The sequence below is a fragment of the Streptomyces sp. NPDC056061 genome, assembly GCF_042266885.1.
In the GTDB taxonomy this organism is placed as follows: domain Bacteria; phylum Actinomycetota; class Actinomycetes; order Streptomycetales; family Streptomycetaceae; genus Streptomyces.
Genome location: NZ_JBHJWQ010000004.1, coordinates 87,058 through 100,697 on the forward strand (window position 1 = coordinate 87,058; position 13,640 = coordinate 100,697).

12 protein-coding genes are annotated in these 13,640 nt (G+C 71.3%); 9 read left to right on the forward strand and 3 right to left on the reverse strand.

Features of this window, described 5'->3' with window-relative positions:
* The first annotated feature begins 12 nt into the window (after positions 1 to 12).
* The 3 genes from ACFC79_RS08440 to ACFC79_RS08450 all read left to right on the forward strand — a co-directional run bounded on the left by ACFC79_RS08440 (position 13) and on the right by ACFC79_RS08450 (position 5,110).
* On the forward strand, positions 13 to 2,112 hold the full coding sequence (locus tag ACFC79_RS08440; protein WP_376237497.1) for an acetyl/propionyl/methylcrotonyl-CoA carboxylase subunit alpha: 2,100 nt from the start codon (positions 13 to 15) through the stop codon (positions 2,110 to 2,112).
* A gap of 130 nt (positions 2,113 to 2,242) precedes the next feature.
* Positions 2,243 to 3,415, forward strand: a complete 1,173-nt coding sequence (locus ACFC79_RS08445; RefSeq protein ID WP_376236866.1) for an acyl-CoA dehydrogenase family protein — start codon at positions 2,243 to 2,245, stop codon at positions 3,413 to 3,415.
* Positions 3,416 to 3,517: 102 nt separating this feature from the next.
* Positions 3,518 to 5,110: a 4-coumarate--CoA ligase family protein gene (locus ACFC79_RS08450; protein WP_376236868.1), complete on the forward strand. Its 1,593-nt coding sequence runs from the start codon at positions 3,518 to 3,520 to the stop codon at positions 5,108 to 5,110.
* Positions 5,111 to 5,123: 13 nt separating this feature from the next.
* On the opposite strand, the gene ACFC79_RS08455 is transcribed toward ACFC79_RS08450, so the two are convergent.
* The 3 genes from ACFC79_RS08455 to ACFC79_RS08465 form a co-directional block, all read right to left on the reverse strand.
* Entirely contained in the window at positions 5,124 to 6,239 is a 1,116-nt protein-coding gene (locus tag ACFC79_RS08455; RefSeq protein WP_376236871.1) for a radical SAM protein, read from the reverse strand.
* Between the two features lie 60 nt (positions 6,240 to 6,299).
* On the reverse strand, positions 6,300 to 6,839 hold the full coding sequence (locus ACFC79_RS08460; protein ID WP_376236872.1) for a CYTH domain-containing protein: 540 nt from the start codon (positions 6,837 to 6,839) through the stop codon (positions 6,300 to 6,302).
* A 120-nt stretch (positions 6,840 to 6,959) separates the two neighbouring features.
* On the reverse strand, positions 6,960 to 7,418 hold the full coding sequence (locus ACFC79_RS08465) for an ATP-binding protein (protein WP_376236875.1): 459 nt from the start codon (positions 7,416 to 7,418) through the stop codon (positions 6,960 to 6,962).
* Between the two features lie 251 nt (positions 7,419 to 7,669).
* Between ACFC79_RS08465 and ACFC79_RS08470 the strand changes: the two genes are divergently transcribed.
* The 6 genes from ACFC79_RS08470 to ACFC79_RS08495 all read left to right on the forward strand — a co-directional run bounded on the left by ACFC79_RS08470 (position 7,670) and on the right by ACFC79_RS08495 (position 13,576).
* On the forward strand, positions 7,670 to 8,557 hold the full coding sequence (locus ACFC79_RS08470) for a helix-turn-helix domain-containing protein (protein WP_376237500.1): 888 nt from the start codon (positions 7,670 to 7,672) through the stop codon (positions 8,555 to 8,557).
* Positions 8,544 to 8,735 (forward strand): DUF397 domain-containing protein, encoded by a 192-nt coding sequence (locus ACFC79_RS08475; RefSeq protein WP_376236878.1) that lies wholly within the window; start codon positions 8,544 to 8,546, stop codon positions 8,733 to 8,735. The genes ACFC79_RS08470 and ACFC79_RS08475 overlap by 14 nt, the downstream gene beginning before the upstream one ends.
* A gap of 218 nt (positions 8,736 to 8,953) precedes the next feature.
* A complete protein-coding gene (locus tag ACFC79_RS08480; protein WP_376236881.1) occupies positions 8,954 to 9,700 on the forward strand; it encodes an enoyl-CoA hydratase family protein in 747 nt (248 codons plus the stop codon).
* Positions 9,688 to 10,317, forward strand: coding sequence for a TetR/AcrR family transcriptional regulator (locus ACFC79_RS08485; protein ID WP_376236882.1), 630 nt, complete (start codon positions 9,688 to 9,690; stop codon positions 10,315 to 10,317). The genes ACFC79_RS08480 and ACFC79_RS08485 overlap by 13 nt, the downstream gene beginning before the upstream one ends.
* A 182-nt stretch (positions 10,318 to 10,499) precedes the next feature.
* Positions 10,500 to 11,924 (forward strand): serine hydrolase domain-containing protein, encoded by a 1,425-nt coding sequence (locus ACFC79_RS08490; protein WP_376236885.1) that lies wholly within the window; start codon positions 10,500 to 10,502, stop codon positions 11,922 to 11,924.
* A 47-nt stretch (positions 11,925 to 11,971) separates the two neighbouring features.
* Positions 11,972 to 13,576 (forward strand): alpha/beta hydrolase, encoded by a 1,605-nt coding sequence (locus ACFC79_RS08495; protein ID WP_376237502.1) that lies wholly within the window; start codon positions 11,972 to 11,974, stop codon positions 13,574 to 13,576.
* The last annotated feature ends 64 nt before the right edge of the window (positions 13,577 to 13,640 follow it).

Below are 13,640 nucleotides of genomic sequence, written 5' to 3' on the forward strand. Positions count from 1 at the left end.
GGGATGACCGAGATGATCTCCACACTGCTGGTCGCCAACCGGGGCGAGATCGCCTGCCGGATCTTCCGCACCTGCCGCGCGCTGGGCATCGCCACCGTCGCCGTGTACTCCGACGCGGACGCCGACGCGCTCCACGTGCGCGAGGCCGACACCGCCGTGCGGCTGCCGGGCGCGACCCCGTCCGACACCTACCTGCGCGGCGACCTCGTCGTGCGCGCCGCGCTGGCGGCGGGCGCCGACGCCGTGCACCCGGGGTACGGCTTCCTCTCCGAGAACGCCGGATTCGCCCGGTCCGTGCGGGAGGCCGGGCTGGTCTGGGTGGGGCCGCCCGCCGAGGCCGTCGAGCTGATGGCGTCCAAGACCCGGGCCAAGGAGCTGATGGCCGCCGCAGGGGTGCCACTGCTCGCCCCCGTCGCCCCGGAGCACGCCACCGCCGCCGACCTGCCGCTGCTGCTGAAGGCGGCGGCGGGCGGGGGCGGACGGGGGATGCGGGTGGTGCGAGAACTCGACGACCTGACGGGCGAGTTGAAGGCGGCTGCGGCCGAGGCCGAGTCGGCCTTCGGGGACGGGGAGGTCTTCGCCGAGCCGTACGTGGAGCGCGGCCGGCACGTCGAGGTGCAGATCATGGCCGACGAGCACGGCGGGGTCTGGGCGCTCGGCACCCGCGACTGCTCGCTCCAGCGGCGCCACCAGAAGGTCGTCGAGGAGGCCCCCGCCCCCGGACTCGACGACGCGCTGCGGACCCGGCTGCACGATGCCGCCGTCGCCGCCGCCCGCGCGGTCGGCTACCGGGGGGCGGGCACCGTCGAGTTCCTCCTCGCCCCCGACGGGCGGCCGTACTTCCTGGAGATGAACACCCGCCTCCAGGTCGAACACCCGGTGACGGAAGCGGTGTTCGGGGTCGATCTCGTCGCTCTGCAACTGCGCGTCGCCGAGGGCGAGCCGCTGCCCGCACCCGAACCCCCGCAGCCGCGCGGCCATGCCGTCGAGGCCCGGCTCTACGCCGAGGACCCCGCCCGCGACTGGCAGCCGCAGACCGGAGCGCTGCTCGCACTGGACGTGCCGCAGGACATACCCGGACTGCGCCTCGACACCGGATACACCGGCGGCGACACCATCGGCGTGCACTACGACCCGATGCTCGCCAAGGTCGTCGCCCATGCCCCCACCCGCGCCGAGGCCGTACGCCTCCTCGCCCGCGCCCTGGAACGCGCCCGCGTCCACGGCCCGGTCACCAACCGGGACCTGCTCGTACGCTCCCTGCGCCACCCGGACTTCCGGGCCGCCCGCCTCGACACCGGCTTCTACGACCGCCACCTGACCGCCCTCACCGCACCCCCGGACGAGGCGGAACTCCGCCTCGCCGCCCTGGCCGCCGCTCTCGCCGACGCCGCGTCCCGGCGGCAGGGCCCCGGCCACCGGCAGCCGTACGGACCCTGCGCGGTCCCCGCCCGCTTCGGAGCCTGGCGCAACAACCCCTCGCAGCCCCAGGTCAAGCGCTACCGCGCCGAACCCGACGGCTCCGAGCACGAGGCCGCCTACCGCACCACCCGCACCGGCCCCGTCCCCGAGACGGGCGAGCGGGTCGTGGCCGCCTGCCCGGACCGCGTCACCCTCGAAGTCGGAGACCGTACCCGCCACTTCACCGTCACCACATACCCCGACACCACGGACCGGAAGGACCGGGAGGACCGGAAGGACCTGGAGAACCGGGAGAGCCGGAAGGGCCGGGAGGACCGGGAGAGCCCGGTGTACGTGGACACCGACACCGGCTCGTACACCCTCACCGCCCTGCCCCGCTTCACCGACCCCGCCGAGCGCACCGAACCCGGCTCCCTGCTCGCCCCCATGCCCGGTACCGTCGTCCGCGTCGCCGACGGTCTCGCCCCCGGCGCGTCGGTCGAGGCCGGGCAGCCGCTGATCTGGCTGGAGGCGATGAAGATGGAACACCGCATCCTCGCCCCCGCCTCCGGCACCCTCACCACCCTGCACGCCGCACCCGGCCTCCAGGTCGAGGTGGGCACCCTGCTCGCCGTCGTGCAGGACGCGGACGCGCCACACCCGACCCCCGAGCCGGACCCACAGCACGCACAGCACGCACAGCACACGTAGCGCACGTAGCGCACGTAGCGCACCCAGCACCCACGACACCCACAGCACCTACGGCACGCACAGCACACCCAGCACGCACAGGAGACACAGGCCGCACAGAGACACAGGCCGCACAGGAGGAAACGCAGCGATGAGCACCGTCCTCGAAACCGAAGAGCACCGGGCCCTGCGCGACGCCGTCGCCGCCCTCGGCAAGCGCTACGGGCGCGACTACATGACCTCCGTCGTCCGCGAGGAGTCACACCCCCGCGAACTGTGGGCGGAGGCAGCAAAACTCGGCTACCTCGGCGTGAACCTGCCCGAGGAGTACGGCGGTGGAGGCGGCGGAATGGCCGAACTCTCCATCGTGCTGGAGGAGTTGGGAGCAGCAGGCAGTCCGCTGCTGATGATGGTGGTCTCCCCGGCGATCTGCGGCACCGTCATCGCCCGCTTCGGCACCGAGGCCCAGAAACGGACCTGGCTGCCCGGACTCGCCGACGGCAGCCTCACCATGGCCTTCGGCATCACCGAACCCGACGCCGGATCCAACTCCCACCGCATCACCACCACCGCCCGCAGGGACGGTTCCGGAGCCGACGCCGACTGGCTGCTCACCGGGCGCAAGGTCTTCGTCTCGGGCGTCGACATCGCCGACGCGACGCTCATCGTCGGCCGCACGGAGGACGCCACGTCCGGCAGGCTCAAGCCCTGCCTCTTCATCGTCCCGCGCGACACCCCCGGTTTCGGCCGCTCGCAGATCGACATGGAACTCCAGGCCCCGGAGAAGCAGTTCGAGCTGGTACTCGACGACGTACGGCTGCCCGCCGACGCCCTGGTGGGCGATGAGGACGCCGGACTGCTCCAGCTCTTCGCCGGGCTCAACCCCGAACGCATCATGACGGCCGCGTTCGGCATAGGCATGGGCCGCTACGCGCTCGCCCGCGCGGTCGACTACGCGAGGACCCGGCAGGTCTGGAAGGAACCCATCGGCGCCCACCAGGCCATCGCCCATCCGCTCGCCCAGGCCCACATCGAGCTCGAACTCGCCCGGCTGATGATGCAGAAGGCCGCCCGGCTCTACGACGAGGGCGACGACATCGGCGCGGGCGAGGCCGCCAACATGGCGAAGTACGCGGCGGGCGAAGCCTGCGTACGGGCTGTCGACCAGGCCGTGCACACCCTCGGCGGCAACGGGCTCACCCGCGAGTACGGCCTGGCGTCCCTGATCACGGCGGCCCGGGTCGCCCGGATCGCCCCCGTCAGCCGGGAAATGATCCTCAACTACGTGTCCCACCAGTCCCTGGGTCTCCCCAAGTCGTACTGACACGGGACATCCTGTCCCTCCCACCGTGCCGCGCCCCCGAACCCGTGGGGCGCGGCGCGGGGGCCGCAGCCCGCGTCCGCCGCTCCGAAGGGACCCATCGCCATGGGGCACGTGTTCCACAGCGACTACCCGCCCGTCCAGGTGCTCGACGTACCCATCCACGACGCTGTCCTCGGCCCGGCCGCCGCGTTCGGCGACACAACGGCCCTGATCGACGGCACCGACGGCGGCGCCTCCCTCAGCTACCGGCAACTCGACGACTTCCACCGGAAGATCGCCGCCGCACTCGCCGGGGACGGGCTGCGCAAGGGCGATGTGCTGGCCCTGCACAGCCCCAACTCCATCGCGTACCCGGCGGTGTTCTTCGGCGCGACCCGGGCGGGCGCCACCGTCACCACCGTCCACCCGCTGGCCACGGCGGAGGAGTTCGCCAAACAGCTCCGCGACTCCTGCGCCCGCTGGATCGTCACCGTCTCCCCGCTCCTCGCCACCGCCCGCCGCGCCGCCGAACTCGCGGGCGGCGTCGAGGAGATCGTCGTCTGCGACCGGGCGGAGGGGCACACCTCCGTGCTCGACATGCTCGCCACCACCGCCCCCGAGCCCCGCGTCGCCATCGACCCGGCCCAGGACGTCGCCGCCCTCCCGTACTCCTCCGGCACCACCGGAGCCCCCAAGGGCGTCATGCTCACCCACCGCTCCATGGCCACCAACCTGGAGCAGCTGCGCCCCCTCGTCCCGATGGGCCCCGACGACCGCATCCTGGCGGTCCTCCCCTTCTTCCACATCTACGGCCTCACCGCCCTGATGAACGGGCCACTGAGGCTGGGCGCCACCGTCGTCGTCCTGCCGCGCTTCGACCTCGAACCGTTCCTCGCCGCGATCGAGAAGCACCGGATCAACGGCCTGTACGTGGCCCCGCCGATCGTCCTCGCGCTGGCGAAGCACCCCTCGGTCGACCGGTACGACCTCTCCTCGCTGGAGTACGTCGTCAGCGCCGCCGCCCCGCTCGACGCGGAACTCGCCGCCGCCTGCTCCCGGCGCCTCGGCCTGCCGCCGGTCCGCCAGGCGTACGGCATGACGGAGCTGTCGCCCGCCACCCACGTCGTTCCGCTCGCCGCCGAGAACCCGCCGCCCGGCACGGTCGGCAGGCTGCTGCCCGGCACCGAGATGCGGATCGTCCCGCTCGACGGGTCCGACGAAGACGCCCCGGCCGGCACCGACGGCGAGATCCTGTTCCGCGGCCCGCAGGTGATGAAGGGATACCTCGGCCGCCCCGACGCCACCGCCGCCATGATCGACGCCGACGGCTGGGTGCACACCGGCGACATCGGCCGCACGGACGCCGACGGCTGGCTGTTCGTCGTCGACCGGGTGAAGGAACTGATCAAGTACAAGGGCTACCAGGTCGCCCCCGCCGAGCTCGAAGCACTGCTCCTCGGCCACGAGGCGATCGCCGACGCCGCCGTCATCGGCGCCCCCGACGCCGACGGCAACGAGGTCCCCAGGGCGTACGTGGTCCGTCGGCCCGGCGAGGCGGGGGAGCGGCTGACGGCGGACGCCGTCATGGCGTACGTCGCCGAACGGGTGGCCCCGTACAAGAAGGTCCGCCAGGTCGAATTCGTCACCGAGGTACCGCGCGCCACCTCGGGGAAGATCCTCCGCCGCGAACTGCGCGACCGGGAACGGACTCACTGACCGTGTGCAGGACTCAAGGGCACTCCTGCGCGGCCCGTGACGCCGTGGCGTGCAGTCTTGTGAGACGCACGGTCTCGTCGTCGCGGAACGCGGCCACCTCGCGGCACCGCTGGCTCATGACGAATTCGCCGAGGCTCATGCACAGATCCATGCGCTGGATGCACACCCCGACCATGAAAGGTCCGTCCGTGGCCCGGTACAGCCGGACCCCGTAATAGCCCTCCTGGCAGTCCTGGTCATTGTTGAACCGACAGTCGATGCATGTCTCGGGGAGGCGCACGGGGCGGATGCTCTTGGCGTACAGCGTGCGCCCGTCCGGGAGGACATAACGCACGCGCTGATCGGACGCCCCGGCCGTGATGATGCAGCGGACCGGTACGGCGCCGACGTGATCGACGACAGCTTGCATCGCGTCGAGGGACTCGCCGCCGTCCTCCAGCGATACGAGCATGCGCACGACGACGGTGCGGCCGTGCCGCTCGATGATCCGAAGCACGCGATCCACGTGACTGAGACCGGGGATCACGATGTTCGCGGACACCTTGACTCCGTGCGCGGTCGCGGCCTCGATCGTGGCATCGAGAGCGGCAAGCTTGCGCTCGGCCAGTTTCGGGGAGGCGAGGCGAGGCCCCTGCACGGCGGCGAGTTCTTCGGGCGTGGTTCCGAAGACGGACAGGTTGATGCGGTCGAGACCGGCGGCCGCGGCGGCGGGCAGCACTGCGGCCCCGGCTTCGCCGTTCGAGGTCAGTCCCACGGTGAGACCCAGACGACGGGCGATGGTGATGAGGCCGGGCAGATCCGGGTGAAGGGTGGGCTCTCCGCCGGTGAGGTGGATTTCTGAGGTCGGCAGTGCGCCGCGTACGGCGGCGAGCGCGAGGGCGAAGTCGGCGTCGGCGGCGATCCGAGCCGGCAGGAAGTCGGCGCCGTTGGTGCGCAGGTAGATGGAGACGCGCCCGGAGCGGCCCGGAGCGCCGGTGAACTGATCGGCGGAACGGTGCATGTTGTCGGTCGCCACGGGCGTTCCTTCGTTGTGGCAGAAGGAACAGGCGAGGCCGCACGCATCGATGATCTTCACGCGTAAGGTCCGGTCCGGCCGTACTTCGACCGGCAGGTTGGACAGGTTGTGCATGGTGCCCCCTCTCGGTCCGGCCGAGGCCGGGTGCCCCGGCCGGAATGTGCGGGCGTCGGCCTACTCGAACCGCAGGTCGACGATGCTTTCGAGGTCGATGCCGTACAAGCCGTAGACCTTCGTGGTGTTGATCGACGTGAGGTCGTCGCGGGCGAGGCCGAGGGCGGCGGCCGCTTCCCACACCTGTGCTTCGTCGTCGGCCTCGATCTCCAGGTAGGGCGGGATGCGCGGCCACTCGTCCACCTCCAGACGGACCGCACCGAGCTTGTAGGAAGTGCGCCGGTTCTCCTGGTAGCTGCGCGGTGTCAGTCCGGCGAGGCGGAGCAGAGCGGCGGCCTCGGCGAAGTCATCGACAACGACCTCGGTCTCGCGGGTGCCGTCGACGGCGTCGGTGCTGATCTCCTTGACGCACAAGGTGACCACGTCGCCCGTGTCGCGCAGGCGCACCCATCGCCCGGGAACGGGAGGGACGGTGTCGTAGACGTACCGCCGCATGGCGCGCGTCGGGGCCGCCTCGACCCCACCGGCGGCGGAGATCCGTCGGGCGATGTCTGCGGGGTCGATGTCGAGGGCCTTCACCTCGTACTCGATGTCTGTCACAGGGATGGCTCCTTCGCGTCTTCGGCCGGTGGTGGGTCCACGTTCAACAGTGGGAGGGGGGCCTGGGGTATCTCTCAGTCCGGGACTCCCTGCTCCCGGAACCGTGGAACGGCAGGGTGGTTACCCGTTCCACGGGATTTCCGCCCACACGAATTTCCCGAGGGGGCGATCGCCGCAACCCCACAGTCCCGGGCACAACGCGTCGAGGATGACCAGGCCACGCCCGCGATTGCGTTCGGGGTCGCGCTCGGCGGACGCGCACTGGTTGCGGGGCCTGCGGCGTACGGGGTCCTGCACCTCGACGCGGGTTCTCTCGCCCTCGGCGTCGAGTTCGACACGGATCATGTCGCCCGGCTCGGTGCCGTACCGGTAGGCGTTGGTGACGAGTTCGCTGGTCACCAGGACGACGGCATCAACATGCGCGTCAGGGGCGTCCGGAGCGCAGTGGGTGATGAACCGGCGGGCGAACTCGCGTGCACGTTGCGCGGATTGAGGCTCGCTCGCCAGTAACAGTGTGGACGGTGGCTCGGCGGTGGGCGTGCTGCATGCGGGTGGAAGTACCTGCGGAAGATCGATCATGCATGTTCCTCGTGGACAAGTGCCGTTCACGACAGGCGATGTGGGGAAGTCGGCACGGCTGCATGGCGGATTGATCGCTCACGGAGAGTGGTTTCAAGGCTGCACGGCGAACGCATGTGGTGCAAGACTTCACATCGTTGTACCGCTATCAAGGCGTCGAACTGATGTCTTGTGCTGCGAAGCGAGCGCCGGATTGCTTTCATTGCGAGGGGCGAAAGTCCCTCATACTGGGTTCTGCAGGAGGGGTGAAGATGGCTGAGGGGCCGACCGGCTCGACTGTTCCGCGTCGTCAACTGGGTCGAAATCTCCGGGATTTACGTAACCGGGCTCGACTGACGGTGCGTGCGGCGGCGAGCAAGCTGGAGTGGTCCGAGGCGAAGATGTGGCGCATCGAGACGGGGCAGACCGCGCTGCGGAGCCTGGACGTTCAGGCGATGTGCCTGGTGTACGGCGCGCCGCCGGATCTCACCGAGGCCCTGATGGGTCTGGCGAAGGAGACCAAGGCGCGCGGCTGGTGGCAGGCCTACGGCGACTCGATCCCGGAGGGATTCAACGTCTACGTCGGACTCGAAGAGGCTGCCGAAAACCTGGCGGTGTACGAGACCGACCTCGTTCCTGGGCAGCTCCAGACCGAGGGCTACGCACGCGAGATCATTCGTACGCACATCCGAGGGATCAGTGACGCGGACCTCGATGGACGTGCGCGCCTACGCATCGAGCGACAATCGCGCCTGACCCGAGCCATGGACCCGCCGGTGTTGCGTGTCGTGCTGGGCGAGGCAGTACTACGGCGTCCCGTCGGTGGCCCCGAGGTGATGGCGCAGCAGCTTGCCCATCTGGTCTATGTCGCGGGACTGCCGAACATCTCGATTCGTGTCGCGCCATTCGCTGCTGGTACGCACCCGGGCGTGGTCACCGGCCCGTTCGTGATCCTCCGGTTCCCGCTGACCGGTGACGGAGCTGACACGGAGCCGCCGACCGTCTACTCGGACGGATACACCGGCGGCCTGTACCTGGACAAGGAACGGGAGGTGCAACAGTACGACGCGGCCTTCGCCGACATCTGGAAGGCATCGCTGGACGAACAGGCGTCGCGACGCCTGATTTCCGAGGTAGCTGGGAGCTATGAAAAGGATTGAGAACGCCGAGTGGTTCAAATCGAGCCACAGTAACGGAAACGGTCAGTGTGTCGAGGTTGCACACCTTGACGGAGCGGTTGCCGTGCGAGACAGCAAGCAGCAGACGGGGTCGGTCCTGACCTGTGCCCCCGAGGGGTGGCGAGCTTTCATCGGAAGCGTGGCCGAGGAAGCGTTGTAGGGCCTGCCCGCGTCGACGCGGGCGGTGCAACAGCCGCGCGAAACGCCAACGCGCCTCCGTACAGCCGAAGACGGCCGTGCGGGGGCGTCGCCGTGAGCGGCACGTCGCCGAGGTGTGGTGGGGAGGCCGCGCACAGGAAAACATGCGAGCATGCTTGATTGTTCTGTTTCCTGCTGCCACGCTCGGTGACCCGCCCGGCAGATCAAAGGAGCAAGCGCATGCGTCAGCTCGCCCCACCCGTCCACGACCGGGGCATCACCACTCTCACCCTGGACTCCCCGGCCAACCGCAACGCGCTCTCCGCCGCGCTGGTCGGCGGGCTCGCCACCGCCCTGGACGCGTGCGCGGCCGACGACGCCGTACGGGCCGTCGTCCTCACACACACCGGCAACACCTTCTGCGCGGGCGCCGACCTGACCGCGCCGCCCGACCCGGCGGACCTCGTCGCCCTGATGCGGCAGATCGTCGCCCTGCCCAAGCCCGTCGTCGCCCGGGTCACCGGACACGTCCGGGCGGGCGGCCTCGGACTGCTGGGCGCCTGCGACATCTCCGCCGCCGGACCGGACTCCTCGTTCGCCCTCACCGAGTCCCGGCTCGGCCTCGCCCCCGCCGTCATCTCGTTGCCCCTGCTGCCCCGCACCGACCCGCGCGCCGCCACCCGCTACTACCTCACCGGCGAACGCTTCGACGCGGCCGAGGCCACCCGCATCGGCCTGATCACGCTCGCCGTCGGACCGGGCGAGGACATCGACCAGGCACTCGCACCCGTACTGGACGGCCTGCGCAAAGCCTCCCCTCAGGGGCTGAGGGCGTCGAAGGAGCTGGTCACGGCTACTGTGCTGGAAAGCTTCGACCAGCACGCCGAAGACCTCATCGCCCGCTCGGCGGCACTCTTCGCCTCCGCCGACGCCCGGGAAGGAATGACGGCCTTCCTCGAACGACGGGACCCCGCATGGGTGCTGTGACACCGCCCACCGACCGCACCCCCGAGCAGGACCGCACCCCCAAACAGGACCGCACCCCCAAACAGGACCGCAGCCGAGCCACCCGCCGACGGCTCCTCGAAGCGGCGGTCGCCTGCCTCGCCGAGCATGGCTGGGCGGGCTCCACGGTCTCCGTCGTCGCCGAACGCGCAGGCGTCTCGCGCGGTGCGGCCCAGCACCACTTCCCGACCCGCGAGGACCTGTTCACCGCGGCCGTCGAGTACGTTGCCGAGGAACGCTCCGCCGCTCTGCGCGCCCTGCCCGTCCAGGGCCGCACGGCCGTCGTCGCCGCCCTCGTCGACCTCTACACCGGACCGCTGTTCCGCGCCGCGCTCCAGCTCTGGGCCGCCGCGTCCAACGAGGAGCAACTCCGCCCCCGCGTCACCGAACTCGAAGCCCGCGTCGGCCGCGAGACCCACCGCATCGCCGTCGAGCTCCTTGCCGCCGACGAGACCCGCCCCGGCGTCCGCGAGACCGTCCAGGGCCTCCTCGACATGGCCCGCGGCCTGGGCCTGGCCAACGTCCTCACCGACGACACCGCCCGTCGCCGGAAGGTCGTGGCGCAGTGGGCGGTGCTGCTGGACGAGGCGCTGGGCTGAGGCGGGAACGGGCGGCGCCACCGCCCGCGGGGCTTGTTCGGAGCAGCCCGCAAGTAGGGCTGGCACCAGGTGACTTGGGGTGGCAGCCGGAGTGATCGCCGAGGTTCGTGTCCCTAGCGTCGAGGGGTGTGAGACTCGGACAGAGCAGAGCAACCAGGAATCACCTCGTCAACCCGCCCTCTATGAGCGTTCGGCCCGTCGCCGGAACGAGTCGTGCGGCGTGCCGCACGGTGGTACTGGTGGCGGCCTCGGCCCTGCTGGCGGTTGCCGTCCCGGCCGCGAGCGCGTCGGCCGAGCAGGGCGCCGCCGCCCCGGGGGGAGCGGCGCAGCGGACGGCCGGGACGGAACGGACCGGCGCGCCCGACGGCTGCGACGCGGCGCGCACCGCGTTCGGGCGCTCCCTGGACACCCTCGTCACCCGGCACGGCACACCAGGTGTGGCCGCCGAGGTCATCGGTCGGGACTGCGGCCGGTGGACGGCGGCGCGCGGCATCGCCGACCTGGACACCGGCCGACCGATGCGCGCCGCGGACCGGTTACGGATCGGCAGCATCACCAAGACCTTCACCGCCACCGTCGTCGTGCAGCTCGCCGACGAGGGCCGGATCGGGCTGGACGACCCGGTCGAGCGCTATCTCCCCGGGCTGATCCGGGGCAACGGCCACGACGGCCGCAGGATCACCGTGCGACAGCTCCTCCAGCACACCAGCGGGCTCCCCGACTACACCGAGGCACTCGCCGAGCGGCCCGTCGACGAATGGCGGTTCCGCCACTTCGAGCCCCGGGAACTTGTCGCGACCGCGCTGGCGATGCCGCGCCCCGCCACCGCGTGGTCCTACTCGACCACCAACTACGTCCTCGCCGGACTGATCGTCGAGAAGGTCACCGGGCACGGCGTCGAGGCGGAGGTGCGCCGCCGGATCATCGAGCCGCTCGGTCTGCGCGACACGTACTGGCCCGGCGACCGCACCCGTATCCGGGGCCCGCACTCGCGCAGCTACGTTCCCGCCACGGGCCCGGCGGACGCGGTACGGCCGGACGGCACCTCGCTGTCCGACAGCATTTCGTCGTCCGACGGTCCCGCGCTCTCCGACGGCACCGAGTGGAACATGAGCTTCGGCGGTGCGGGTGGGGCGCTGGTCTCCACGCCCGGCGATGTGAACCGGTTCTTCCGCAGCCTGTTCGGCGGGCGGCTGGTGTCCGCGCACGGGCTCGCCGAGATGAAGCGCACCGTCCCCGCCGACCCCGAACGGCTGTGGCCCGGCGCCCGTTACGGCCTCGGCCTGATCGCCTCCCCGCTGACGTGCGGCGGCATGTGGTGGGGGCACGGCGGGACGGTGCCCGGCGGACATCGCGCGCTCGGGGCGATCGGCCCCGACGGACGCGGTGTCGCCCTCGCCCTCAACAAGGTGCCCGACAGCCTGCAGGCCGAGACGGACTACCTCGCCGCCGTGGACGCCGGCCTCTGCCCCGCCGACCGCGCCCCTCATACGAGCAGCGTCGATAGCGCCGACGGCACCGGCAGCACCGACAGCACCGACAGCACCGATGGCGCTGCCGGCACCAACCACACCAACAGCACCGACCAGTTCAGGGAGACAGAGTGAATGCCTCGAACAACCGCTTGACCGGCTCGACGAGCCCGGCCGGGGCCATGCGCCGGGTCTCCGCCGTCGGCCTCGCCCTGGCCGCCTGCGTCACCGCCTCCTCCGGGCTGGCCACGGCCGCCGCGTCCCCGGCGACCGGCCGCGGGACGGACTCCGCCACCGGCACCGCCACCGCCACCGGCACCGCCACCGGACTCGACCGCTACTACCAGCAGGACCTCGCCTGGGGCACCTGCGTCACGGGCCCCGACGACACGGTGGGCCGTGACCTGGACGAGGCCGGGGCCCAGTGCGCGGACGCGACCGTGCCGCTCGACTACGCCGAACCCGACGGCCGCACGATCACCGTGGCCATGTCCCGGCTGAAGGCCACCGACACCCGCCACCGCATAGGCACGATGCTGCTCAACTTCGGCGGCCCCGGCGGCCCCGCCCTCGACACCCCGCCGCTCATGCGGAAGGTGATGAAGGACGTCGGCGCACGCTACGACATCATCGGCTTCGACCCGCGCTTCGTCGGCCGCAGCACCCCGCTCGAATGCGGTTGGCCCACCGGCATCTTCTTCCGCTCGGCCGGGCCCGACCGGGCGGGCTTCGACCGCCAGGTCGCCTTCCAGAAGGACCTCGCCGACAAGTGCCGGGCCACCAACGCGTCCGTGCTGCGGCACGTCACCACCCGCAACACCGCCCGCGACATGGACGTCATCCGGGGCGCGCTCGGCGAACGGAAGATCTCCTACCTCGGCTACTCGTACGGCACCTACCTGGGCACCGTCTACAGCCAGATGTTCCCCGGCCGCTACGACCGGATGGTGCTCGACGGGGCGATCGCCCCGCAGGACTACGGCCCCGGGCTGCTGCGGGACGCGGTGTCCGAGAACGAACAGGCGCTCGCGGACTGGGCCGCCTGGGCCGCGTCCCGTGACGCCACCTACCACCTGGGCCGCACCCGCGACCAGGTCCTCGCCACCGTCGACCGCGTCAACGAGGCGGCCTCCCGCCGGCCGCTGACCATCGGCACCGGCAGCGACACGTACCGGGTCGACGACTCCGAAATACCGCTTCTCCTTTTCGCGATGCTCTCGGACGACGGCGACGCGTCGCGGGCCGAACTCGGCGCGGCGGTCTCCGTGCTGTCCGAGGCGGCGAAAGGGAAGCCCACCCGGCTCTCACCGACGTTCACCGCAAGCCTGCGGCACGTGCTGACCGGCGACAATTCGCCGACCGGCAGCGTGCAGACCGCGATCCTCTGCGGGGACAGGGCCGCGCCCCGGAACCCCGAGAGCTACTGGCGGGGCATCGAGCGCAGCCGCGCCGCCCACCCGCGGTTCGGCCCCATGACGGAGAACATCACGCCGTGCGCCTTCTGGGACCGGCCCGGTGAGGCGCCCACCCAGGTGCGCCGCGACGCCCCGGCGTTGATCGTGGCCGCAACCGGCGACCCGCGCACCACCTACCGCGGCTCCCTCAAGCTGCACCGCGAGCTGCCGAGCTCCAAGCTGATCACCCTCACGGGCGCCAACCGCCACGGGATCTACGGCGAATACGGCAACGCCTGTGTCGACGACCAGGTCAACCGCTACCTGGCCACCGGAAAGCTGCCCGCGGAGGACCGGACCTGCACCAAGCAGGCGACCGAGCGCCAGGACTGACCGAGAGTCCGACGGTCCCGTCCCCTCCGGGCGGGCCCGCCCGGAGGGTCGAGGCCCGACCCTC